Genomic DNA, 24,638 nt, shown 5'->3' on the forward strand with positions numbered 1-24,638 from the left:
AATGTCTAATGATTGGATTAACCCACAAATAAAGAAAGAAATTGGACTGGTGGAGGTACTAGATAAACTGGTTGTAATATCTCAGTATGGCATGTCTAAAAAACTAGGTTTGAAGCCATTTCTACAGGAAGAAATACAATACCTAATACAGGAGCTGGATGATGTATCTATTGTAAAAAGCTTTATGGAAAATAGTCCTCAAATTTGTAATAGCATCATTAGGATATTAAAGGAAATAAAAGATATAAGAGGGTCTTTTGAAAGAGCCTTAAGGAATGAAATACTAAATGAGATAGAATTATTTGAAATTAAAAATCAGCTAATGGTAATGGCAGAGCTTAGAAGACTTTTATTAAGAGAAGAAGAATTAAGTATAGAAAAAATTAAGCTCATAAATATAGATGACATAATAAAGCTTCTAGATCCTGAAGAAACAGGTACGAGAACCTTTTATATTTATGACAAATATTCTACACTATTAACGGAACTTAGGGATAATATAGCCCATATAGAAAAGCAAATGTGGATAGAAAAAAAGAAAAGTAAGGGAAATCTACAAAGCCGCTTAGATGAATCTTCGAATAATGCGCGGAATGAAAGCTTAGAAGTACTGATGATAGAGCTAGAAAATCTTAAAATAAAAGAAGAAGAAGAGGAGCTACGAATTAGGAAATGGCTATCTTTAGAGATAAAAAACAACAACAAGGTTATTTTGCAAAATATAAATGCCATAGGTGAGCTGGATTTTATGTTAGCAAAGGCAAGACTAGCAATTGAAACTAAATCGGTAAAGCCTAATATAGTTGATAAAGGACGAGTAACTTTTGTAGATGGAAGGCATATTCCACTGGAAAGCTATTTGAAGGAAAAAGGGACTGCCTATACTCCAATTGATATTGAACTACATGAAGGTGTTACAGTAATTACTGGTTCTAATATGGGAGGTAAGACAGTTTCACTAAAGTTGGTTGGGCTTATAGTAGCTATGGCTCAATTAGGTTTTTATGTACCAGCTAAGAAAGCTACTGTTGGATTATTTGATTTTATTTATTTTTCCTCTGGAGATCAGCAATCTATTCAGTCTGGACTTTCTACATTTGGCGGAGAAATACATGGTTTAAGTAAAGTATTAAATCGAAATGGTAAAAAAGGACTGGTATTAATAGATGAATTAGCAAGAGGGACAAATCCAATAGAGGGTTATGGTATTTCCAAGGGTATAATAACCTATTTAAAAAAGTCCACCTTTGTTTCCCTAATAACTACCCACTTTGACGGACTTAGCAATATAAAAGGGATTAAGCATCTTCAAGTAGTTGGACTAAAAAATATAGAGGTAGATAGTCTTAAAGCACACATCCAAAAACAGGATTATGGAAATCAAATATTAGAAAAATATATGGACTACAGACTTGAAGAAATAAAAGAAGGAACTAAAGTACCTAAGGATGCTATTTTGGTAGCTGGGCTTATGGGACTTAATAAAGAGATTTTAGATATTGCTAAAAGGGCAGTAGAAGAAGTCGATAGATAGGGGGAATACAGTTGAGTAAATTGAATTTAGATAAAGGGCTAATAGAAAAGGCAAGAGGTGCGGCTTATAATATTGCAAATGATGTACAAAGCTTTATAGATTCTCACACTACTATTACAGTAGAGAGAACCATTGCAAGGTTACTTGGTGTAGACGGTGTAGATGAAATGGAAACACCTCTACCTAACGTTGTAGTTAATCATATATTAAAAGGTGGAGGACTTTCTGAGGGTATAGCATATTGGATAGGAAATGCTATGGTCTATACTGGAAAAACTCCACAAGAAATAGCTGAATCTGTAAGCAAAGGAGAGTTAGATTTAATTAAAATACCTGCACAGTCAAATGAAGCAATAGCTGATGCAATAAAGAATATCGCCCTAAAAACAGTCGATAGAATAAAGGATAATAGAAAAAAGAGAGAAGATTATATAAATAATCTAGGAGAAGGACCAAAACCTTACCTTTATGTTATAGTTGCAACTGGAAATATTTACGAAGATGTGGTGCAAGCGCAGGCTGCCGTAAGACAAGGAGCGGATGTTGTTGCAGTTATTAGAAGTACAGCACAAAGTTTACTAGATTACGTTCCATATGGTGCTACTACGGAAGGCTTTGGTGGTACATTTGCAACACAAGAGAACTTTAAAATAATGAGAAAAGCACTAGACGAAGTAGGCGAAGAGGTAGGTCGTTATATTAGACTTTGTAACTATTGCTCTGGACTTTGTATGCCCGAAATAGCAGCAATGGGAGCTATGGAAAGACTAGATATGATGCTAAATGATGCTCTATATGGTATTTTATTTAGAGATATTAATATGCAAAGAACATTGGTGGATCAATATTTCTCTAGAGCAATAAACGGATTTGCAGGAATAATTATTAATACGGGTGAGGATAACTACTTAACTACAGCGGATGCAGTAGAAGAAGCTCACACAGTACTTGCATCCCAGTTTATTAACGAGCAATTTGCTATTAAAGCTGGTATACCAGAGGAGCAAATGGGACTTGGACACGCATTTGAAATGAATCCAGATGTTACAAATGGTTTCCTTTGGGAGCTAGCGCAAGCACAAATGGCGAGAGAAATATTTCCTAAAGCACCACTTAAATATATGCCCCCTACTAAGTTTATGACAGGTAATATTTTTAAAGGTCATATACAAAATGCTTTATTTAACCTTGTATCTATTTGGACAAATCAAGGTATTCAGTTATTAGGAATGCTTACAGAAGCCATACATACACCACATATGCATGATAGAGCTTTATCTATTGAAAATGCTAAATATATATTTAATAACTGTAGAGATTTAGGAGAAGAAATTGAGTTTAAAAAAGATGGACAGATTCAAAAAAGAGCTCAGGAGGTTCTGAAGGACGCTACTGCATTACTGGAGCAAATAGAAGGAGACGGGCTATTCTCTACTATAGAAGAAGGTAAGTTTGGTGGAGTAAAAAGATCAAGGACAGGCGGCAAGGGCTTAAATGGAGTAGTTAGAAAGACAGAAGGCTATTTTAATCCTTTCATAGATTTATTTTTAGGAGGGGATAAATAATGTTAGTTGAAAAAGTAGATTTAACAAAGGTAAAACCCTATGGCGATACTTTAAATGATGGAATGGTACAGCTTAGCTTTACACTTCCTGTACCATTTGGAGAGGAAGGTAAGGAGGCGGCAAAACAGCTTGCAGTAAAAATGGGATTAGATGAACCAAGTGTAGTAAGTTATCAGGACTTAGGAGGAGGGTTTACCTATTTTATAATGTACGGCAAATGTCAGCATACTGTAGATTTTACTTCTATAGAGGTACCAAAAGTTGATGTAGATATTATGTCGAAAGAAGAAGTAGAAGAGTATATAGAACAAAACATTGGCAGAGATGTTGTCATTATTGGAGCCTGTACAGGGACTGATGCACATACGGTAGGAATAGACGCTATTATGAATATGAAGGGCTATAATGGACACTATGGACTAGAAAGATATAAGGGAGTTGAGGCTCATAACTTAGGTAGTCAGGTTCCAAATGAAGAGCTTATAGCAAAAGCTATTGAGCTAAAAGCTGATGCCATATTGGTTTCTCAAGTAGTTACACAAAAAGATGTTCATATTTCTAATATGACAAACCTAGTAGAACTGTTAGAGGCAGAAGGTATTAGGGATAAAATAATAGTAGTTGGTGGTGGACCAAGAATTTCTCACGAGCTAGCTAAGGAATTAGGCTACGACGCAGGCTTCGGAACAGGAAGCTATGCAGAGGATGTGGCATCATTTGTAGTTACTCAAATAGTAGAAAGAAAATTAGTTTAAGATTAAATTGTTGTTTAATATAAAATAAATAGGAAAAAAATAAAAAATGTAATTTATTATTACCAGAAAAAACATATGGAACTTTCACGCCATCACCTCCATACATATATTCAACTCATGCTTTTCCTGCTGGAGTAATAGGAAGTGTAAGAATTGGGGATGTTTCAATACCTACAGATAAATCTAGTGTTAGAGTTAATACTTCCGATTTACAGGTTTTTTATATGTCTGGAGGCTGGAATAGTTTTTCAAATATAACTGGTTGTTGGACATTAAATTAGCTAAAAAACAGGAGGAATATAGCAATGGGTGATTATATAGAATATTTATTAAAAACATTTAAAGATAAAGTTGTTCCAGGGAAAAAAGTGTAGAAGAAATAATACATCTACTATCTTTAGAATTGACACTGGTTGAGGTTGATAGCTCGTCTGTTTCTCAAAGCTATTTAAATATAATCAAATGTAATATGGTCAACAGTTTGCTCAATGAAGAAAAACAGTTGGATAGTGAATCACTAGAAATAGTTATTTATAAAGTAATAGAGGATGAATTTAGTTCCAGTTATTTTAAAGAAATAAAGAGAACCGGACAAAATGAAATAATTATTTTTTGTGAAAAAAATCTAGAATATTTTGATTCAAATTCAAACCTTCTTAAAATAAAGATATGGCTTATGCAAGGGGTTGATTTTTATGATTATAATAATAATACGCTAAAATTAATAGATTATTTGTCCATATTAGACAGATGCGAAAATGATTGCTGATTATGGCAAAGGTATCAGAAAAAAACTAGGATATTATATATGTAAGGTTAATATCTTAATCAATGGAAATAAAAGAAGAGAGATCTTGTATGAGAATTGATGGAATATAGAATGAAAGTTAGCGAGAGAAGTATTTAAAATAAAAATTATAAGAGACTACTGTAGGTCAATTTATAAAATAACTACAGTGGTCTTTTTTATCTGCTAATCAGTACGCTAAAACTACTAGTTGTGCAATTTATATTGAATAAAACTTTAACAGGGGATATGTTTTCAGTAACTTATATATTGAACCATAGTTTAAAGTAGATAGATTTGATAATGGTGTAACTATTGATTAATTTTAAAATTTATAGATAAGAGGAGGCTACAAATGATATTTAGGAAAAAATATACTATAGAATCTAAGCTAGAAAATCCTGATAGGATAGAATTTAGATTTAGTCGTAATGAAACCAAAAACAAAAATCAAACATATCATCAAAGTATATGTATTACATTTATTATTTCAGATAAAGCAGATAATATATATGATAATTACTATAATAATATAAGTAACACAGAGATTAAAATAGATAAAGAGGTATACTATTCTGTGCATAGAAAAGAAGATAATAATTTAAATGCATTATATAAAAAAGTTGAGGTAAAGGATAAGGTATATAATATAATGATTAGTCCATATTATGGAGAAGACTGGCAGTATGAAACTATAGACGAAATAGTTTTAGAATATAGAGAATTAGGTATAGCAGATTTTATTGAAAATATAATCGATACATTATCCGTTAATAACAAATACTAATATTATTTATATAATGTAAAAAGGGAAGATATCTGATTCAGATGTCTTCTCTTTTTAAATTTTATCCTACCATTTATACAATTGATATCATAATAGAGCAGGGAAAAAAACAATCATGTAGAACTACTATATTATAGCAAATTTGGAATGAAGGGGGAATTTAGTCTTGATATTAAATATTGCTATTTGCGATGATGACTATGTTCATGTAGATTTGATTAAAAGTTATATTGAGTCTATGGATATGCCCTATAAAGTTAACTATATTTTAGCCTATAGTGGAGAAGAGCTATTAGAAAAAGCAATAGGATATGTAATTGATGTTGTTTTTTTAGATATAGAAATGAAGGATTTAGATGGAATTCAAACAGGGAGAAAGATTAGAGAAAAGAATAAAGATACAGTTATTGTCTATTTAACAGGGTATAGGAATTATGCCTTAGAAGCTTTTGAAATTGAGTCCTTTAATTATTTAATTAAGCCTATTATCAAAGAAAAATTTATAAGGGTAATGGATAAGATATTACTTCGGCTTGAAGAAAGAAAAGCTTTACAGGAAAAGAAAAAGACATTTCCTATTCAAACGAAGGACAAGTTGATACAACTACAATATGATGACATATATTACTTTGAAAAACATTTTAGAAAAATAAAGATTTACACATTAAATGAAACTATAGAATTCTATGGGTCTATGAAGGATTTATTAGAAAAAATAGATCTTAAATATTTTGTTAGATGTCATCAAAGTTATATAGTTAATAAGGGGAAAATTAGAGAAATAAGAGAGAATACAATTATATTAAAGGAAAGAGATGAATGGAATATTCCAATTAGTAGAACATACAAGAAAGAAACTGTAGATTCATTTTATGAAATATTATTTAAATCTTAATAGATATTGCGTATGTAAAGAAGATTGTTAGGGATGTTTTATAACATATTGGGGGGATTACATATGACAAGTTTGGTTATGATGAATTTTTTTACTAACGTAATTGATGTTTATCTACTGTATTATTTTATAAAATGCTTAACAGATAATCCTAAAAAAGAAAATTTAAGAACATATTTATTATTATTGTTTGCAATCCTATGTAACACTGTTATCAATACAACAGCAGGATTAGTAACTATAACTGGATTTATTATGATAGTAATTTCTTTAACGTTAATATTTAATTTTATATTTGATAAAAATAAACTTTTGAAAATTTTTATATTGCTATCTCTTGGACTACTATTAATATTGCTAATAGAATTGATAATAGTGAATATTATAAGTATATTTTTTAGGATTCCACCTAAGATGCTATTGGAGATTAACTACTATAAATTGATAGCAGTAATATTGACTAGAACCATATTTATCTTAGTTGTACATTATAGGAAAAAAGTTTTTAAAGAAATGTTTAATCGGGTTAAACAGTTAAGTATTTATCCAATTTTAATATTAATAATTGTTAATTTACTTGCTGTTTTTATGGCATTTATTTTTTATAGCTATGCAGATGTAAACAGTAAGGTAGAGAGTGCCTATATTATAGGAATGGGTATAGCTGCTATTATAGTTAGCTGTATTATTATTTGGATTATTAAAAAGATGATAGATCAGCAAAAAATGGAATTTCTATGGCAGATGAGAGAAAAAGAATATGAAAATCAGCACATATACATAGAGCATATTCAGGATGTGATTCAAACCTTAAGAGCTCAAAGACATGACTTTAATAATTACGTTAGCACTATATATGGACTAATTCAACTAGGAAAGCTAGAAGAGGCAAAAAAATATATTTTAAACCTGTCTAAGGATGTAGTAGATTTGAACGAAATAGTTAATGTGTATCATCCTGTAGTAGGAGCTGTACTAAATATGAAGAAAGAGAAGGCGACAATAAGTAAAATTGATTTTAACGTTGATGTAGATATACCTACAAAGCTACCATTTGATTTTGTGGACTTATCCACTATATTGGGAAACTTACTTGATAACGCAATCGAAGCCTGTGAAAAAATCCCCCATCTTTCGCCTAAGGTTGATATAAAAATTTATATGAAAGATATACATATGATTATTAAGATAGAAAATAGCAAAAGTGATAAAGTTATTTATAACAATGATAAGTTAGGAAGATTTGTAACAACAAAAGCTGATAAAGAAAATCATGGTTTAGGCCTTAGAAATGTAAAAAAAGCAGTTAATAAATATAATGGAGTTATGAAAATACAAGATAAAGGTACAGAATTTATAGTAGATATAGCGTTGCCCGCCAAAGAAAGTGTTGCTTTTCAGTTAAATATTTAATTTTTTATGCTAATTATTACATTTAAACGACCAGTTATGCAATGTATATTGAATAAAATTTGGACAAGTGATATTTTAATTATAGGACAGAATATTTTGAAATTATATAAATTGATTTCTTGAAGGGTGGGTGGAGATAATTAATTTTGTAGCTGAAAGTTTAGTTAATAGATTAATAAATAGCGAAGTTATTAACAATGATGATAAGGATATTTATAAATATGGATTAGAGGTGTTCCTTTCATTATTAACTAAAATAGTGTTACTTACTACTATTTCCTATATTTTTAATATAATGATAGAGATGACTATTTTCGCATCTACCTTTTTTATATTGAGAATTAATGCAGGAGGATATCATGCAAAAACGTTTTTAGGATGTTTTATTGCAACTATAATGTTTATCTTTCTTACAATAGGAACTCTTAAAATTATATCAATTCCATTTTACTTAACATTAATTTTATTATTTATAGCTAATACGTTAATATTTTTATATGCTCCAGTAGATACTGAAAATAAAAGATTAACACCAAAGGAATATTCAATATATAGAAAACGAAGTTTAAAATTTGCTGTCTTATTTACTTTAGGAATTATAATAATCTACTTAGCAAGAGCTACAACACTTTATTATTGCAATATTGGGGTTTTTGCATTTTTATCAGAATCTATTACATTAACCCCATTAATCAATAAAAAAATATAATAAAACTAAAGAAGGGGGATTTTACCATGAAAAAGGGAAATATTTTATTAAACGTGCTAGCAGTAGTAGCAGCTCAATCAGCTAATTTAGGTGCAGAAATCAACTGTGTAGGATTTTTATATCAGCCTAAATGCCCAAACAGACTAAGAAAAAACTAATAGCATTAGGGTAGAGAGATTAAGTTTTAAAACATGTGATCATCCTTGGGAATGGGTGACTTAAAAGAAATAAGAAATAACAATGTTAATTGCTAATTAGTAATTAACATTGTTATTTTTATTAAGATTACTATAATAAGTTGAGGAAATAATAATTTTAAAATATTGTTTTATACAATTAATAAGCTATGTCAGCCCCTAAAGAATTTAAAATAGAACATTTTGTTAAATCAGTTTTAATAAATAATAAAGGGACTTTAATAGACATCTTCAAGGTAAAATAATGTTATTTAAATTGGATTCTAATATAGTAGGGAGATAATCTATGATCAATTATAAAAGGGGTTTATATTTGTCTATATGTGGTCTAACTATAGGGATGCTAATAACTATCCAATATACAACTGTTAAAGCACTGACTGATAAATCTTTGTTAACTTCTCAAAAAGCTCAACAATTATTAAAAGAGTTAGAGGATTTAAACGAAGAAAAAAAGGAACTACATGATATGGTAATTAAGTTAGATAGCGAGATTAGCAAATACGAAGAAATAGAATTAGCTGATAGTACTATGATGAGGATACTTCAAGAAGATTTAAGTAAATTTCGTATTATATCGGGGCAGAAGAGTGTAGAAGGTTTAGGAATATCAATTACAATTTTTGAACCTGATAAAGAAGATAGATATCGTCCAAAAGAACATGAGGAGGCGATAATAGCTATGCTCTTGTTTTTAATAAACACATTAAATATCTCAGGTGCAGAAGCTATATCTATTAATGATCAAAGATATACAGCTTTAACTGAAATTAACTATAGGGAAGGTGGGTTGTTTGTCAATTCATCCCTAATAACATCACCCATAGAGATTTTAGCAGTTGGAGATTCTGATATTTTAAAAAATGCGCTAACTTTACCATTTGGATTTATGTGGGGAATCGAAAAGGAAGGATATTTTAAAGCTGATATAAAAAAGCAGAACAACATTGTGGTTCCTAGATATAATAAATCTATTAATTATAAATATGCGAAACCTATTTTGTGATCAATTAGTATATTTAAGCAATCATTATACAATAATTTAGTTGGATATTTAAATCTCTACCAGTATATTAGTTGTTTTGTATAAGTCTCTTGTGTTTTGGAAACAATTCCTAAAAAACAAAGGAGGGAATTGTAACATGGAAAGAGATGTAACTATTAAGCAGATTATTCTTGTAACTGATGGTCAGTCTAATGTTGGTAGTAACCCTGTAGAGTCTGCAGCAAAGGCATATAGAAATGGAATTATTGTTAATACTATAGGAATTGTAGATCAAAAAGGTTCTGATGAAGATGCGTTAAATGAAATTGTACATATAGCGAAGGCAGGAGGAGGCAGTTATGAATATAGCTACATTGATGAACTGTTTCAAACAATGCAAAGCTTAACATATAAAACTGTAAACCAAACCCTTCAAGAGGTTGTGAGTAAGCAATTAAAGGAAATGATAGGTCAAGATATTAATAGTATGGAGCCTGCATCTAGAAGCAAAATATTAAATTATATTGATAGTTTTTCTGATGATGTAGGTGTACAGTGTTGTATTCTTTTGGATAGTAGCGGCAGTATGGCAAATAAAATCCATGTGGCAAGACATAGTATTTTAGATTTAATACATTCCTTTAAAGGTAGGAGGGGGAAAATGGATGTAGCAGTTATAGCTTTTCCGGGAGAGGATACTCATGCTTGTAAGGTGCTACATAATTTTGATGATGCTCCTGATAGGCTAGAAAGAAGTCTTTATGATGTAGAGCCAAAGGGAGGAACCCCTACAGCTTTAGCCATTGAAGAAGCTATAAAGTTAATAAATAAATCTAATATGGTTAGATTTAAAGATAGTGAAGTAATAGAAGTAAATGAGTATATTATTTAAATATAAGTTAATTATTTAGGTAGGGTAAAAAACCCTGCCTATTTTTGTTGTTTAAATCCAGGGGGTGTTATAATGGAATTACCTATATTATTTCCTAATAATATTATAAAAGGTAAATGGAATAACAATTCATATAGAGTAATTAAGAAGCTAGGTGAAGGTGGCATAGGCGCAGTTTATCAAGTTATAGACACGACTAGCAATAAGAAGTATGCACTAAAGCTTAGTGAAGATAATCTTTCTCTTAATAGGGAGTACTGGCTTTTAAAGGAGCTAGAAGGAATAGATATTGTTGTAAAAGGTTATGAAATAGATGATATAGACATTGGTAATAAAATCTACTATTTTATAGTTATAGAATATATTCCTGGTGTTACGTTACACAGCTACAGCAAAAATAAAAAAACAACTGTAGTCGATGCATTAGGCACAGTAATAATTTTATTAAAATTTATGGGGGAACTTCACGAAAAAGGGTATATCTTAGGAGATACAAAGTTAGATAATATTATGGTTAATAATGATGGAAATGCTATTAGGCTTATTGATCTAGGAGGGGTAGTAAAGATAGGCTCTACAATTAAAGAGTTTACACCCGCTTATGATAGAGCTAGTTGGAAATGTGGAGATCGTATTTCTGAGGATTCATATGACTTATTTAGTGCTATAATGATTCTAATTCAGCTAATATTAGGAATAGACCTTAATCCCCGAATTCAATCTGTAATTAAAATAAAAGAAAAATTAAATTATAAGGCCATAGATAATGACTTAAAAGGGAATATTATAGGAGTGTTAGATGGAAAAAAATATAATATCAAAGCTTTTGCAAATACTTTACTAACACTATATAATAAAGAGAGGAAAAAGCAACATATTATAAAAAAGAAGAATATAAATTATAGAATAAATTTATTTTTTGTAGGGAGCATATCTTTATTAATTTCTACTCTATGGTTAATTTTTGTTAAATAAAAAATTAAATAGTACTTATTATATATAACAAGCAGGAATATTATTACTAATACCGAAATAGTTTAGGTAAAAGGACGAAAGATGAAGGATGAATATAATATGCTAGATAAAATGAGAAAAATAATTGAAGATAATAATCTTATAGAGCAAGGCGATAGAATTATTGTAGCTATATCTGGGGGGCCAGACTCTGTGTGTTTGCTACATGCACTTTATCAGATAAGAGAGGAGTATAATTTAGAGTTATACGGTGCACATTTAAACCATAACTTTAGAGGTATAGAGGCACAAATAGATGCTCAATATGTATCTAATCTTTGTGACGATTTGAATATCTTATGTTTTATTAAAAGTATGGATGTGCCCCAATATGCAAAGGAAAATGGATTATCTCCAGAAGAAGCAGGAAGAATACTTAGATATGACTTTTTCGAAGAGATTGCAGAGAGAGTTGGTGCAACTAAAATTGCTGTAGCTCACAATGAAAACGATCAGGCAGAAACGGTGCTTATGAGACTTTTAAGAGGCACAGGACTTCAAGGGCTAACAGCAATACATATTAATCGTGGGAAAATTATCAGACCACTATTGAATATTGATAGGAATAGTATAGAAGAATATTGCGAAATACATAAACTTTCCCCAAGGATTGATAAAACTAATTTAGAGTCTATATATAAAAGAAATAAAATTAGACTAGAGTTAATTCCATATTTAGAGGAAAACTATAATCCAAACATTAAGGATAATCTAGTTAAAACTGCAGAAATATTAAAGGAGGATTTTGACTTTATAGAGGAAAAGGCAAGGGAGGTTTATAAAGAACTAGTAAATTTACAAAGGGACGATAGCTTAATACTACCATTACAAAGTATAAAAGAGTTGCATCCAGCCCTTCAATCTAGAGTCATTCGACTATCAGCAGAACAATTATTAGGCAGGCAGGAGGTTTTAGAATATAAACATGTACAAAATGTATTAGAGTTAATTGAAAGAGGAGCTACTGGTAAAAAAATAGTTCTACCATTAGGATTAGTTGCTAAAATAAGCTATGAAAATCTTTGTTTTAGTACCGGAGAAGAGGGCAACAAGTTATTTCATTATGAATTGCCATTGGAAGACACCTTTTATATGGAAGAGTTGGAAGGAAGCTTCGCGGTTAGGGTTGTAGATCGTGGAGAAGTTAAGGAAATTTCTAGAGATAAATACCGTAAATGTTTTGACTACGACCAAGTTAAAAGTATATTAAATGTTAGAAATCGTCGAGAAGGAGATCGCTTTTATCCTTTAGGCTTAACTGGCAGTAAAAAACTAAAGGATTTTTTTATTGACTATAAAATCGACCGAGATGAAAGGGATAGAATACCTTTAGTATGTGACGGGGATGAAATTATGTGGATAGTAGGACTTAGAATTAGTGAAAAATATAAAATAACAGATAAGACTACCCGTATACTAGAAATAGTATTTTATAATGATTAAAAAGCATGTGCTAATTAATGGTAGTATTTCGGTTGTTTTTAAATATATACTATGGTAAAATATTAAAATGTAGTAATTTGAGCATCAGAGACGAGAGGAGGACTTTGCTTGAGGAAATTTTTTCGAGGGGCCAGTTTTTATATCTTGCTGTTCATTATTTTGCTAATTATAGTTCAACAATTTGGAAGCCAGCCCCCGCAAACAGTAGATATTGAATTCTCTAGCCTATATGAAGCGCTTTTAGAGGAAAATGTAAAAGAGATGTATTTGGTTGATCGCTCTATTGAAGGAGTTATGATACAAAACAATGAGAAGGTTAAATTTAAATCTTTTGTGCCAGAGGTATTTAATGAAAGGGAATTTGGTCAGGTAATAGATGAACAAATGAGAGCAAAGAAGCTAAAATTTGAAGCATCACCACCTCCAAGCACGCCTTGGTTTGTCAGCTTACTACCTTCAGCTCTTATGATCTTAATATTTGTGGTGTTTTGGTTTGTATTTATGCAACAATCTCAGGGTGGCGGCAACCGTGTAATGTCTTTTGGCAAAAGCCGTGCAAAACTTCACAAAGATGATGAGAAGAAAAAGGTAACTTTTAAGGATGTTGCAGGATTAGATGAAGAAAAAGAAGAACTACAAGAAGTTGTAGACTTTTTAAGAACCCCTAAAAAATATATGGATTTAGGTGCTAGAATACCAAAGGGTATTTTAATGGTAGGTCCTCCAGGAACAGGTAAGACCTATTTAACAAAGGCTGTTGCTGGTGAGGCAGGAGTACCCTTCTTTAGTATTAGTGGTTCTGACTTTGTGGAAATGTTCGTAGGTGTTGGTGCATCTCGTGTACGTGATCTTTTCGAACAAGCAAAGAAAAGTGCACCATGTATAATATTTATTGACGAGATTGATGCCGTTGGTAGAAGAAGAGGTGCGGGACTTGGTGGAGGTCATGACGAAAGAGAACAAACCTTAAACCAATTGCTAGTTGAGATGGATGGTTTTGGTGTAAATGAAGGTATTATTATTGTAGCTGCAACTAATAGACCTGATATTTTAGACCCTGCACTATTAAGACCTGGTAGATTCGACCGTCAAGTAATGGTAGGAGCACCCGATGTTAAAGGTAGAGAAGAAATATTAAAGGTTCATTCAAAAGGCAAGCCTTTAGCAGAAGATGTAGATTTAAAGGTACTTGCGAGAAGAACCCCTGGTTTTACCCCAGCTGATATTGAAAATCTTATGAATGAAGCTGCACTTCTTACTGCAAGAAAAAATGGCAAAACTATAGAAATGGCTACTGTGGAAGAAGCTATTACTAAAGTAATTGCTGGTGTAGAGAAGAAGAGTCGTGTAATAAGTGAAAAGGAAAGAAAATTAACTGCTTATCACGAAGCAGGTCATGCTGTAATTGCTAGGTTACTTCCTGGTTATGACCCTGTGCACCAAGTAACTATTATTCCGAGAGGTAGAGCTGGTGGGTTCACCATGACTTTACCTACAGAGGACAAATATTATGCTACTAAAACAGAAATGGAAGACGATATTGTTGATCTTTTAGGAGGACGTATGGCAGAAAAACTTGTACTACATGATATAAGTACAGGGGCACAAAATGACCTTCAAAGAGTAACTTCAATTGCGAGAGCTATGGTAACTAAATATGGTATGAGTGAGAAACTAGGATCTATGGCATTTAGTGATGATGAAGAAGTATTTATTGGTAGAGACTACCACTCCACAAGAAATTACTCAGAGGCAGTGGCAGCTGAAATCGATAATGAAATTAGACGAATTGTTGATGAAGCATATGAAAGAACAGAAGAACTATTAACTGAAAATATCGATAAGCTTCATACTGTAGCTCAAGCGCTTCTAAAAATTGAAACATTAGATGCAGATCAATTTGAAATGATTTTTAGCGGTGAAGTAACAATTGAAGAAAAAGACACATTAGAAGATGTTGAAACAAAAATTGTTGAAGCTAAGAAGAATAGAAAAAACAATGGAGTAGCTCTAGAAAAAGAAGAAGATAAAGAACAAGATAAGTAAATAGCATTTTAAATAACCTCAGGGATATCCCTGGGGTTATTTTATAGTATAATGAAAGTATAAGTTGTATTGTTAAAGATGGATTATTTAAAGAAGCATAATGTTAGTAGTAATAAATAATAGGGTAATATTGATATGGATATAGACTTATATTGTTTTTAAAAAAATCAACGAAGCTTTTGCCCTAGTGGGGTTTATGGAAAGTATATATTAAGAATAGTTATAATTTGCTGCGAGTTATAGAATAGTTACAAAATTTGTGTAATTTTTATAAAATAAGTTGCAACTATGAGGAAAAAGCTGTAGAATAACATGTAGTAGTGCAATATATATTTCAGTGTGTGCAAGCGATGAATTAAAACTTGCAAATAACAAAATATATAAAAATTTTTAAATTTACAAAGGCGTTGTTCTACTGTAATCATAGTGATTAAGGTATAATAAGTGATATAAGAGCTCTACTTGAAAATTGAAAGAATATATTTTTGGACTTCAATTTGAAAAATGAGGGAGGAAAAGAAATGTTTGAGAAGGAAAGTATTGAGCAATTGAGGCAAAAACAAAATGATTGGAACGAAAATAAGGTTGGTAAAGCTTTATCTAAGTTTCCAGAAAGAAAAGCGCAGTTTGTAACAGGATCTAACCAAGAAGTAGAAAGACTTTATACAGCGGCAGACGTTGAAGGATTTAATTACGAAGATGATCTAGGATTCCCCGGACAGTATCCATTTACGAGAGGTGTTCAGCCTACTATGTATCGCGGACGTTTTTGGACTATGAGGCAGTATGCTGGATTTGCTACAGCAGAAGAGTCTAATAAGCGTTATAAATATTTATTAGAACAGGGGCAAACTGGACTATCAGTTGCTTTTGACCTTCCAACACAAATTGGATACGACTCAAACCACCCATTAGCAGAAGGTGAAGTAGGTAAGGTTGGAGTTGCTATCGACTCACTAAAAGATATGGAAATTTTATTTGATGGTATTCCATTAGATAAAGTAAGTACATCTATGACTATTAATGCTCCTGCGTCTGTGCTACTTGCAATGTATATTGTGGTGGCAGAAAAGCAGGGGGTATCCTCAGATAAGCTTAGAGGAACCATTCAAAATGACATATTAAAAGAATATATTGCAAGAGGTACATATATTTTCCCACCAGAGCCTTCAATGAGATTAATAACTGATATTTTTGAGTACTGCTCAAAGGAAGTACCACAATGGAATACAATAAGTATTTCTGGTTATCACATCCGTGAGGCAGGTTCTACGGCGGTACAAGAGGTTGCATTTACATTAGCAGACGGTATAGCTTATGTTGAGGCAGCTATTAAGGCAGGTCTTGATGTAGATACATTTGCCCCAAGATTGTCATTTTTCTTTAATGCTCACAACGATCTTTTAGAAGAAGTTGCAAAGTTTAGAGCTGCAAGAAGATTATGGGCAAAAATTATGAAAGATTACTTTGGAGCAAAAGATCCAAAGTCTATGCAACTTAAGTTTCATACACAAACAGGGGGTTGTACATTAACTGCGCAGCAACCTGATAATAATATTGTACGTGTAGCTATACAAACATTGGCGGCAGTCCTTGGAGGTACTCAGTCTTTACACACTAACTCTAAGGATGAGGCCCTTGCACTTCCGACAGAGGAGTCTGTAAGAATAGCTCTAAGAACACAACAAATAGTTGCTCATGAAAGTGGCGTAGCTGAAACGATAGATCCACTCGCTGGTTCTTATTATGTAGAGAGCTTAACAAATAAAATTGAAAATGAAGCTATGGACTATATTAATAAAATTAAAGAATTAGGTGGAGCACCTAAGGCTATAGAAAAAGGATTTATACAAAAAGAAATTATGGACAGTTCTTATGAGTATCAAAAACAGATTGAAAGTGGAGATCGAGTTGTAGTTGGTATGAATAAGTTCCAAATTAAAGAGGATTCTCCAAAGGGACTTTTAAGAGTAGACCCAGCTGTTGGCGAGCTTCAAAAGCAAAAAATTAGAAGTCTTGAAGAGGAAAGAAATAATAATGAAGTACAAGAGAAGCTAGAAGCTTTAAGAAAAGCAGCAGAAGGAGATTCAAACTTAATGCCGTTTATTTTAGATGCAGTAAGGGAATATGCAACTCTAGGAGAAATTTGTGGTGTGCTTAGGGAAGTATTTGGTGAATATCAACAAAGCGTTATTCTATAATATAGTATAAAGGAGGCTCATATTCATGGAAAGACCTATTAGAGTATTGGTGGCAAAACCAGGATTAGATGGACATGATCGCGGTGCAAAGGTTATTGCAAGAGCTTTAAGGGATGCGGGTATGGAAGTAATTTATACAGGTCTAAGACAAACACCTGAGCAAATAGTGGCAGCAGCTGTACAAGAAGACGTTGAAGTAGTGGCATTAAGTATTTTATCTGGCGCTCATAACCATTTATTACCAAAGGTAGTAGAGCTTTTAAAGGCAGAAGGTGCTTATGATGAAACATTAGTTATTGGTGGTGGAGTAATTCCAGATGAAGATATTCCTTTTTTAAAAGAAAAAGGAGTTGCAGAAGTTTTCACTCCAGGAACACCTACACAGGTTACTATAGATTTTATTAAGAATAATTTAAAGAGATAAGAATATATATAGTGTGGCATTAAAGACAAATTAGGTGGTGTCATTATGAATTTAGCCGAAAGACTTTTAAATGGTGATAAGAGAGCAGCAGCCAGACTTATTACTATGTTTGAAAACAACGATCAAGAGGCTATTGATCTATTAACAGCACTTTATAAAAATACTGGTAGGGCTCAAGTAATTGGTATTACAGGACCTCCAGGAGCTGGAAAAAGCACTCTTACTGATAAATTAGCTAAAGCCTTAAGAAAAGAAGGTAAAACTGTTGGAATTATTGCTATAGATCCTACTAGCCCATTTACGGGAGGCTCTATTTTAGGGGATAGGGTAAGGATGTCCGATCTTTATACTGATCCAGGTGTTTTTATTAGAAGTATGGGTACAAGGGGACATCTTGGAGGACTTTCTAAATCTACTCTGGGGGCAGCAAAGGTTCTTGATATTTATGGATGTGACTATATATTTGTTGAGACAGTAGGGGTTGGACAGTCAGAAGTAGATATTGTAAAGGCGGCAGATACAATACTTATGGTAATGGTGCCTGGCCTGGGGGATGATATTCAGGCTATTAAGGCAGGGATAATGGAAATTGGTGATGTGTTTGCTATTAATAAAGCAGATCGTGATGGTGCTTCAAAAACTAAGGTAGAGATAGAAATGGCCTTAGATTTTAATCATAGTGAGTGGCGGCCTCCTGTTTGCGAAGTGGTGGCCCTTTACAATAAAGGTATTGATGAGTTAGTAGAAGAACTAAAAAGGCATAGAGCCTACTTAGAAACTTCTGGGCAACTAATAAAAAGAAGAACTAAAAATAGCGAATTAGAAATATTAGATTTAACTCAACAAACATTAATGAAAAGAATACTTGGAGATGCAAAGAGCCAGGAGGATATTCATACTTTATCTGAGCAGGTTGCAAATAGAGATTTAGATCCATATAGTGCCAGCAGGCAAATAATAAATAAAATAATGCAGTTTTCTAACGTATAGGAGAGTATAAAATATTATAATATACGCTTTTCGTAACATACGTTCAATAAAGGCTTATTTAATTTAAAAAGCTTACATATAAGCCTTTGTTTAAATAAAATTAAAGAAAGGTAGGACTTACCCATGAATGTTAAAAAAGTGGATCACATTGGAATAGCTGTGAAAAATTTAGATGAAACATTGAAGTTTTACCAAGATATTTTAGGTCTTGAGTGTGCAGGTACAGAGGTTGTAGAAGAACAAAAAGTAAAGGTTGCATTTTTACCAGTAGGTGATACGGAGGTAGAGCTCTTAGAGTCTACAGAAGATGATGGACCAATTGCAAAATTCATCGAGAAAAAAGGTGAAGGTATCCAGCACATTGCTTTTAGAGTAGATAACATAGAGGAAGCCATTGAAGAGATGAAGGCAAAGGGAGTAAGAATGATTGACGAGAAGCCAAGATATGGAGCAGGAGGGGCTAAAATAGCTTTTTGTCATCCTAAAAGTACAGGTGGAGTTCTTGTGGAGTTAAGTGAGAGGGAGGGATAAAAATGTCCATAAACAAATTAGAAGACCTTCGTAACCGCAAAGCAAAGATTGAGCTTGGTGGTGGCGAAAAAAGAATTGCCAGCCAGCATGAAAAAGGTAAGTTGACAGCTAGAGAAAGAATTAACCTCTTATTTGATGAAGGAAGTTTTGTAGAATTAGACGCCTTTATCAAGCATAGATGCGTTAACTTCGGCATGGAAAAGGTAGATTCTCCAGGTGAAGGTGTTGTAACAGGCTATGGTTTAGTTGATGGTAGATTGGTATATGCCTATGCACAAGACTTTACTGTTGTAGGTGGATCATTAGGGGAAATGCATGCAAAGAAAATTTGCAAGGTACAAGATTTAGCATTAAAGATGGGAGCGCCAATAGTGGGTATGAATGACTCTGGCGGGGCTAGAATCCAAGAGGGAGTAGATGCTCTATCTGGATATGGAGATATCTTCTACAGAAATACTATTGCTTCTGGGGTAGTGCCACAGATTTCTGCAATTATGGGACCTTGTGCAGGTGGAGCAGTATACTCTCCAGCACTAACAGACTTTATTTTTATGGTAGATAAAACAAGTCAAATGTTTATTACAGGTCCACAAGTTATTAAAACTGTAACTGGTGAAGAGGTAAGTGCAGAGGCCCTTGGCGGAGCAATGACACACAATAAAACTAGTGGGGTAGCACACTTTGTAACAGCGAATGATGAGGCTTGTATAGAAGAAATTAGAAGATTACTTAGCTTTTTACCTTCTAATAATATGGAAACTGCTCCTGTTTTCTATACAGAAGATGATATAAACAAAATTATTCCAGAGTTAGATGAAATTGTGCCAGAAAATCCAAATAAGCCATACGATATGAAGGCAATAATTACAGCTATTGCAGATGATTCAGATTTCTTTGAAGTACAACCCTATTATGCACAAAATATGATTACAGGTTTTGTTCGTATTAATGGACAGTCTGTAGGTATTATTGCAAACCAACCTAAAGTATTGGCAGGTTGTTTAGATATTAATGCTTCTGACAAAGCAGGAAGATTCATTAGAACATGTGACTGCTTTAATATTCCAATATTAACTCTTGTAGATGTACCAGGATTTTTACCTGGAACAAGCCAAGAATATGGTGGAATTATTCGTCATGGTGCTAAAATGCTTTATGCCTATAGTGAAGCTACGGTACCACTTATAACATTAATCGTTAGAAAAGCATACGGTGGAGCATATTTAGCTATGTCTAGTAAACATTTAGGTGCTGATATGGTACTTGCCTGGCCAACTGCTGAAATTGCGGTAATGGGACCAGAAGGAGCGGCTAACATTATATTCAAAAATGAAATTGCAGATTCTGAGGACCCACAATCTACAAGAAATCAAAAAATTGACGAATATAAAGGAGAGTTTGCTACACCTTATAAAGCTGCAGAAAGAGGTTTCGTTGATGATGTTATAGAGCCATCGGCTACTAGACCAAGAATAGTAGATGCTCTTAATATGCTAGCAAGTAAGAGAGAGAGTAGACCAGCTAAAAAACACGGTAACTTACCAGTATAGATCCTTCAATAGAAAAAAGAGGTGATTAATATATGAACTTACTGGAAAGAATGAAAGTTTCCATTGATACTATGACAATGGGAGAGAAGTTTTTAGGCAGTATAATGGTAACACTTGTGGGAGTCGGTATAGTATTTGCAGCATTAGCTATATTATACTTTGCTATTATTATTATGCAAAAAGTGGTAGGTAAATCTCAACCTAAAAAAATAGTCGATTCAAAACCTTCTCCTACTATTGAAGATGAAGTTGTAGAAGAAGAAACAGTGGATAATACAGAGCTTGTAGCGGTTATTACAGCTGCAGTAGCTGCTAGCTTAAATACTTCCACTCATAACATTATTGTTAGAAATATTACTCGTATATCGGATCAAACACCTTCTTGGGCTAAAATGGGAAGGGTAGATCAAATTAGTAATAAGCTTTAATTTAAAGAATTACATATTAAAACAATGCATTATAATCTAAACTACTATTAAGGAGGAATTGTACGATGAGAAAGTTTAATATAACTGTAAATGGTGTTTCCTATGATGTAGAAGTAGAAGAAATTAAGGATGGTATGCCAGCGCCTGCACCAAGAGCTGCAGCTCCAGTAGCACCAGTGGCAAAACCAGCAGCTTCAAAGCCATCTCCAGCGGCGAAATCAGCGCCATCGGCAGCTCCAGCAGGTGCTACAACTATTGAGGCACCAATGCCGGGAAACATTTGGAAGATAGAAGTTAAGGAAGGTCAACAAGTAAAATCTGGGGATGTACTTCTAATTTTAGAAGCTATGAAGATGGAAAATGAAATTATGGCTCCAGCTGATGGAGTTGTTGCATCTATTCATGTTGCTGAAGGTGCTGCAGTAAATGGTGGAGATATTCTAGTATCTCTTAAATAATAAAAGCACCTAAAACAATTGAAAGGAGATGCACAGATGGTTGATATAGTTGTGGAATTTTTAGGGACCACAGGTTTTGTAAACATGACAGGTGGTCAACTACTTATGATAGTTGTTTCATGTGTTTTACTATATCTAGCAATCGCAAAAGGCTTCGAACCTTTACTGCTTATTCCTATAGCTTTTGGTATGTTACTTGTTAATTTACCTCTATCTGGAATAATGGATGCTGGAGCAAATTTATTAAAATTAGGTTCACCTACAGCTGACATGATAGAAAAAGGAATACCTGCAAGTATGTATGTTGATTCACCAGGAGGATTATTGTATTATATTTATAATTCGGGAATCAAACTAGGGGTTTTTCCGCCTTTAATCTTCTTAGGTGTTGGAGCAATGACTGATTTCGGTCCACTTATTGCTAACCCAAAAAGCTTATTTTTAGGGGCAGCAGCACAGGCTGGAATATTCTTTACATTCATTGGAGCCACAGTGCTTGGCTTTACAGCTCAAGAAGCTTCTTCTATTGGAATTATAGGTGGAGCAGATGGACCTACAGCAATATTTTTAACTTCTAAGTTAGCACCTCATCTTCTAGGACCAATAGCGGTTGCAGCCTACTCTTACATGGCACTAGTTCCAATTATTCAACCTCCTATTATGAAGGCGCTTACTACAAAAGAAGAGCGAATGATTAAGATGGAGCAATTAAGAACAGTATCAAAGGTTGAGAGAGTAGTTTTTCCTATAATGGTAACTATTATAGTTTCATTAATAGTGCCAAGTGCAACAGCTTTAGTTGGTATGCTTATGCTTGGAAACCTATTTAAGGAATCTGGAGTAACAGATCGTCTTTCTAAAACAGCACAAAATGAATTAATTAATATTGTAACTATTTTACTAGGAATAAGTGTTGGAGCAACAGCTAATGCAGAAACATTTTTAAAATTAGAAACGCTTAAAATAATTGCACTAGGTATAGTTGCTTTTGGGGTAGGTACAGCAGCCGGAGTATTACTTGGAAAAGTAATGAATAAACTATCTGGTGGTAAAGTAAATCCACTTATAGGATCAGCTGGAGTTTCGGCAGTACCTATGGCAGCTAGAGTTTCTCAAGTTGTTGGACAAAAAGAAAATCCAAGTAATTTCCTATTAATGCATGCTATGGGACCTAACGTTGCAGGGGTAATTGGATCTGCTGTTGCGGCAGGTGTATTATTAACATTGTTTGGTTAAGGGAAAATATTATATTCAGTTAAGAGATACGGTGCATAGCCGTATCTTTTTCTGCTGGTGAGGAGTGAAAAAATGAGGAGTAAAATACTAGAAGAGTTATATATTAATAAGGGAAACTATATATCAGGAGAAGTGTTAAGAACTAAGCTAGGCGTTTCTCGTACTGCTATATGGAAGCATATTAATGCATTAAAGGAAGAAGGATATAATATCGAAACTATTCCTAGAAAGGGGTATATGCTTCTTGAAATGAAAGATAAACTTTTACCTAAGGAAATAGAAGCACTTATTTCTAACAATACTATGGGCCAGCAAATTGTTTATTTCGATAGTATTGATTCTACTAATAGCTATGCTAAAAAAGAGGCCAACAAACTAAAAGATGGGACTGTTATTTTAAGTGAAGAACAGCTACTGGGTAGAGGAAGAAGAGGGAGAAGCTGGTCTTCGCCTAAAGGTACGGGAATTTGGATGTCCTTAGTTTTAAAACCTAATATACCACCTACTGAAGGGGTCAAGATGACACAAATAGCAGCAGCGGCTGTATGCAAGGCCATTCGAGAATTAACGGGTCTAAATGCCTTAATTAAATGGCCAAACGATATTGTTATTAATGGCAAAAAGATTTGTGGGATTTTAACTGAGATGGCTGGAGAATTAAACGAAGTTAACTATATTATTGTAGGTATAGGTATAAATGTAAATACCGATGGATTTGAATGTGAATTGAAGGAAAAAGCTACATCCCTATTTATTGAAGGAGGTAAAAAAATAGATCGCAGGGAACTAGTAGTTAATATCTTGAAAAACTTTGAGGTATTATATAATATCTATATTAAGGATTTAGATTTAGATGAAACTTTAGTTATAGTTAAAAACTATTCTGCTATATTAGGAAAAGAAATTAAAATTATTCAAGGGAATTTAGAAAAAAAAGCTAGAGCTATAGATATTAACGACGAAGGACTATTATTAGTACAGATGGATGATGGTAGCAAAGAATTAATTTCATCGGGAGAGGTTTCAATTAGAGGTGAGAATGGGTACATATAAAACAGACCCATTGTTAATAATGAAATTATAACTAAACTGTGATTTTTTTTCGTTAATTTTATCATAATTATTGCAATATAAATTTCAACCTGTTAAAATAATATGGTGAAATAGCTGGCATCAAATTTTGAGCTAGACTAGATCTCAGTGTTTTGAAAAATTTAAATTGTCCGGCATCTGTAAAGAGCTGGAACGGAGGTGGCGAAATGATTCAAAGTACAAAAATGTCAACAAAAAAAGTAACAATCGCTGGTATGTTAGGTGCATTTTCAGTAGTACTAAGTATGACTCCAATAGGGTATATACCTATACCGATACTTGGGGTTAATGCAACCACTATGCACATTCCTGTTATTATTGGTGCAATTTTAGGTGGACCATTGGTAGGGACTATAGTAGGATTAATGTTTGGAGTTAGTAGCTTTTTAAGAGTGGGATCACCTTTTTTTGCAGATCCTTTAGTTTCTATATTGCCAAGACTATTTATAGGAGTTATGAGCTACTATACCTACAAGGCATTTAAACATTCTATCCCAGCAGCTATAGTAGGTACGCTAACTAACACTCTTGGAGTACTGTCTATGGTATATTTAAGAGGATATCTACCGTTAAATGCAGTTATTGGTGTTGCCACGCTAAATGGAATTACCGAAGCTATTGTTTCTTCTGTTATAGTGTATATAGTAATGAAAGGTTTGAAAAACTATAAAATATAATAGATAAAATAGACTAGTTGAGAAGGTGA

24 protein-coding genes are annotated in these 24,638 nt (G+C 32.9%); all 24 read left to right on the plus strand.

The window, feature by feature from the left end:
• The first annotated feature begins 1 nt into the window (after position 1).
• The 24 genes from HYG84_RS07740 (at position 2) to HYG84_RS07855 (ending at position 24,609) form a co-directional block, all read left to right on the plus strand.
• Positions 2 to 1,534 (plus strand): MutS-related protein, encoded by a 1,533-nt coding sequence (locus HYG84_RS07740; protein ID WP_212381830.1) that lies wholly within the window; start codon positions 2 to 4, stop codon positions 1,532 to 1,534.
• Between the two features lie 11 nt (positions 1,535 to 1,545).
• A complete protein-coding gene (locus tag HYG84_RS07745) occupies positions 1,546 to 3,099 on the plus strand; it encodes a lysine 5,6-aminomutase subunit alpha (RefSeq protein ID WP_212381832.1) in 1,554 nt (517 codons plus the stop codon).
• Positions 3,099 to 3,854 (plus strand): OAM dimerization domain-containing protein, encoded by a 756-nt coding sequence (locus HYG84_RS07750; RefSeq protein WP_212381834.1) that lies wholly within the window; start codon positions 3,099 to 3,101, stop codon positions 3,852 to 3,854. Before HYG84_RS07745 ends, HYG84_RS07750 begins: the two co-directional genes overlap by 1 nt.
• A 403-nt stretch (positions 3,855 to 4,257) precedes the next feature.
• Positions 4,258 to 4,623 (plus strand): hypothetical protein, encoded by a 366-nt coding sequence (locus HYG84_RS07755; RefSeq protein ID WP_212381836.1) that lies wholly within the window; start codon positions 4,258 to 4,260, stop codon positions 4,621 to 4,623.
• Positions 4,624 to 4,996: 373 nt separating this feature from the next.
• On the plus strand, positions 4,997 to 5,428 hold the full coding sequence (locus tag HYG84_RS07760) for a hypothetical protein (protein ID WP_212381838.1): 432 nt from the start codon (positions 4,997 to 4,999) through the stop codon (positions 5,426 to 5,428).
• A 166-nt stretch (positions 5,429 to 5,594) separates the two neighbouring features.
• A complete protein-coding gene (locus HYG84_RS07765) occupies positions 5,595 to 6,323 on the plus strand; it encodes a LytR/AlgR family response regulator transcription factor (RefSeq protein ID WP_212381840.1) in 729 nt (242 codons plus the stop codon).
• A 63-nt stretch (positions 6,324 to 6,386) separates the two neighbouring features.
• The gene (locus tag HYG84_RS07770; protein WP_212381842.1) at positions 6,387 to 7,736 is read left to right on the plus strand and encodes a sensor histidine kinase; all 1,350 of its coding nucleotides are present in this window, start codon (positions 6,387 to 6,389) and stop codon (positions 7,734 to 7,736) included.
• Positions 7,737 to 7,866: 130 nt separating this feature from the next.
• Positions 7,867 to 8,445, plus strand: coding sequence for an accessory gene regulator ArgB-like protein (locus HYG84_RS07775; RefSeq protein WP_212381844.1), 579 nt, complete (start codon positions 7,867 to 7,869; stop codon positions 8,443 to 8,445).
• 26 nt (positions 8,446 to 8,471) lie between these two features.
• The gene (locus HYG84_RS07780) at positions 8,472 to 8,603 is read left to right on the plus strand and encodes a cyclic lactone autoinducer peptide (RefSeq protein WP_212381846.1); all 132 of its coding nucleotides are present in this window, start codon (positions 8,472 to 8,474) and stop codon (positions 8,601 to 8,603) included.
• A 325-nt stretch (positions 8,604 to 8,928) separates the two neighbouring features.
• Positions 8,929 to 9,648, plus strand: coding sequence for a DUF881 domain-containing protein (locus HYG84_RS07785; RefSeq protein WP_212381848.1), 720 nt, complete (start codon positions 8,929 to 8,931; stop codon positions 9,646 to 9,648).
• Between the two features lie 136 nt (positions 9,649 to 9,784).
• Positions 9,785 to 10,519, plus strand: coding sequence for a vWA domain-containing protein (locus HYG84_RS07790; protein ID WP_212381850.1), 735 nt, complete (start codon positions 9,785 to 9,787; stop codon positions 10,517 to 10,519).
• A 72-nt stretch (positions 10,520 to 10,591) separates the two neighbouring features.
• On the plus strand, positions 10,592 to 11,494 hold the full coding sequence (locus tag HYG84_RS07795; RefSeq protein WP_212381851.1) for a protein kinase domain-containing protein: 903 nt from the start codon (positions 10,592 to 10,594) through the stop codon (positions 11,492 to 11,494).
• Positions 11,495 to 11,593: 99 nt separating this feature from the next.
• Positions 11,594 to 12,976: a tRNA lysidine(34) synthetase TilS gene (gene tilS / locus HYG84_RS07800; RefSeq protein ID WP_212381852.1), complete on the plus strand. Its 1,383-nt coding sequence runs from the start codon at positions 11,594 to 11,596 to the stop codon at positions 12,974 to 12,976.
• Between the two features lie 108 nt (positions 12,977 to 13,084).
• Positions 13,085 to 15,022 carry an ATP-dependent zinc metalloprotease FtsH gene (gene ftsH / locus HYG84_RS07805; protein ID WP_212381853.1) on the plus strand — a complete coding sequence of 646 codons (1,938 nt, stop codon included), beginning with the start codon at positions 13,085 to 13,087 and terminating at the stop codon, positions 15,020 to 15,022.
• Between the two features lie 521 nt (positions 15,023 to 15,543).
• Complete coding sequence (locus HYG84_RS07810) at positions 15,544 to 17,223, plus strand: acyl-CoA mutase large subunit family protein (protein WP_212381854.1); 1,680 nt, start codon at positions 15,544 to 15,546, stop codon at positions 17,221 to 17,223.
• A gap of 25 nt (positions 17,224 to 17,248) precedes the next feature.
• On the plus strand, positions 17,249 to 17,647 hold the full coding sequence (locus tag HYG84_RS07815; protein ID WP_212381855.1) for a cobalamin B12-binding domain-containing protein: 399 nt from the start codon (positions 17,249 to 17,251) through the stop codon (positions 17,645 to 17,647).
• A 45-nt stretch (positions 17,648 to 17,692) separates the two neighbouring features.
• Positions 17,693 to 18,637: a methylmalonyl Co-A mutase-associated GTPase MeaB gene (meaB, locus tag HYG84_RS07820; RefSeq protein ID WP_212381856.1), complete on the plus strand. Its 945-nt coding sequence runs from the start codon at positions 17,693 to 17,695 to the stop codon at positions 18,635 to 18,637.
• A 123-nt stretch (positions 18,638 to 18,760) separates the two neighbouring features.
• Positions 18,761 to 19,168 (plus strand): methylmalonyl-CoA epimerase, encoded by a 408-nt coding sequence (gene mce, locus HYG84_RS07825; RefSeq protein ID WP_212381858.1) that lies wholly within the window; start codon positions 18,761 to 18,763, stop codon positions 19,166 to 19,168.
• 2 nt (positions 19,169 to 19,170) lie between these two features.
• Positions 19,171 to 20,718, plus strand: coding sequence for a methylmalonyl-CoA decarboxylase subunit alpha (mmdA, locus tag HYG84_RS07830; RefSeq protein ID WP_212381860.1), 1,548 nt, complete (start codon positions 19,171 to 19,173; stop codon positions 20,716 to 20,718).
• Positions 20,719 to 20,750: 32 nt separating this feature from the next.
• Positions 20,751 to 21,146 carry an OadG family protein gene (locus HYG84_RS07835; RefSeq protein ID WP_212381861.1) on the plus strand — a complete coding sequence of 132 codons (396 nt, stop codon included), beginning with the start codon at positions 20,751 to 20,753 and terminating at the stop codon, positions 21,144 to 21,146.
• Between the two features lie 65 nt (positions 21,147 to 21,211).
• Complete coding sequence (locus HYG84_RS07840; protein ID WP_212381862.1) at positions 21,212 to 21,604, plus strand: biotin/lipoyl-containing protein; 393 nt, start codon at positions 21,212 to 21,214, stop codon at positions 21,602 to 21,604.
• Between the two features lie 36 nt (positions 21,605 to 21,640).
• Positions 21,641 to 22,840: a sodium ion-translocating decarboxylase subunit beta gene (locus tag HYG84_RS07845; protein ID WP_212381863.1), complete on the plus strand. Its 1,200-nt coding sequence runs from the start codon at positions 21,641 to 21,643 to the stop codon at positions 22,838 to 22,840.
• 72 nt (positions 22,841 to 22,912) lie between these two features.
• Entirely contained in the window at positions 22,913 to 23,893 is a 981-nt protein-coding gene (locus HYG84_RS07850) for a biotin--[acetyl-CoA-carboxylase] ligase (RefSeq protein ID WP_212381864.1), read from the plus strand.
• 224 nt (positions 23,894 to 24,117) lie between these two features.
• Positions 24,118 to 24,609, plus strand: coding sequence for an ECF transporter S component (locus tag HYG84_RS07855; protein ID WP_334301089.1), 492 nt, complete (start codon positions 24,118 to 24,120; stop codon positions 24,607 to 24,609).
• Positions 24,610 to 24,638: the final 29 nt, after the last annotated feature.

It is taken from the genome of Alkaliphilus sp. B6464 (genome assembly GCF_018141165.1).
Classification (GTDB): Bacteria; Bacillota; Clostridia; order Peptostreptococcales; family Natronincolaceae; genus Alkaliphilus_B.

Coding starts and splice junctions, on each gene's coding strand:
- HYG84_RS07740 (WP_212381830.1), top strand. CDS start 2: ATGTCTAATGATTGGATTAACCCACAAATAAAGAAAGAAATTGGACTG.
- HYG84_RS07750 (WP_212381834.1), top strand. CDS start 3,099: ATGTTAGTTGAAAAAGTAGATTTAACAAAGGTAAAACCCTATGGCGAT.
- HYG84_RS07760 (WP_212381838.1), top strand. CDS start 4,997: ATGATATTTAGGAAAAAATATACTATAGAATCTAAGCTAGAAAATCCT.
- HYG84_RS07770 (WP_212381842.1), top strand. CDS start 6,387: ATGACAAGTTTGGTTATGATGAATTTTTTTACTAACGTAATTGATGTT.
- HYG84_RS07780 (WP_212381846.1), top strand. CDS start 8,472: ATGAAAAAGGGAAATATTTTATTAAACGTGCTAGCAGTAGTAGCAGCT.
- HYG84_RS07785 (WP_212381848.1), top strand. CDS start 8,929: ATGATCAATTATAAAAGGGGTTTATATTTGTCTATATGTGGTCTAACT.
- HYG84_RS07790 (WP_212381850.1), top strand. CDS start 9,785: ATGGAAAGAGATGTAACTATTAAGCAGATTATTCTTGTAACTGATGGT.
- HYG84_RS07795 (WP_212381851.1), top strand. CDS start 10,592: ATGGAATTACCTATATTATTTCCTAATAATATTATAAAAGGTAAATGG.
- tilS (WP_212381852.1), top strand. CDS start 11,594: ATGCTAGATAAAATGAGAAAAATAATTGAAGATAATAATCTTATAGAG.
- HYG84_RS07810 (WP_212381854.1), top strand. CDS start 15,544: ATGTTTGAGAAGGAAAGTATTGAGCAATTGAGGCAAAAACAAAATGAT.
- HYG84_RS07815 (WP_212381855.1), top strand. CDS start 17,249: ATGGAAAGACCTATTAGAGTATTGGTGGCAAAACCAGGATTAGATGGA.
- meaB (WP_212381856.1), top strand. CDS start 17,693: ATGAATTTAGCCGAAAGACTTTTAAATGGTGATAAGAGAGCAGCAGCC.
- mce (WP_212381858.1), top strand. CDS start 18,761: ATGAATGTTAAAAAAGTGGATCACATTGGAATAGCTGTGAAAAATTTA.
- mmdA (WP_212381860.1), top strand. CDS start 19,171: ATGTCCATAAACAAATTAGAAGACCTTCGTAACCGCAAAGCAAAGATT.
- HYG84_RS07835 (WP_212381861.1), top strand. CDS start 20,751: ATGAACTTACTGGAAAGAATGAAAGTTTCCATTGATACTATGACAATG.
- HYG84_RS07840 (WP_212381862.1), top strand. CDS start 21,212: ATGAGAAAGTTTAATATAACTGTAAATGGTGTTTCCTATGATGTAGAA.
- HYG84_RS07845 (WP_212381863.1), top strand. CDS start 21,641: ATGGTTGATATAGTTGTGGAATTTTTAGGGACCACAGGTTTTGTAAAC.
- HYG84_RS07850 (WP_212381864.1), top strand. CDS start 22,913: ATGAGGAGTAAAATACTAGAAGAGTTATATATTAATAAGGGAAACTAT.
- HYG84_RS07855 (WP_334301089.1), top strand. CDS start 24,118: ATGTCAACAAAAAAAGTAACAATCGCTGGTATGTTAGGTGCATTTTCA.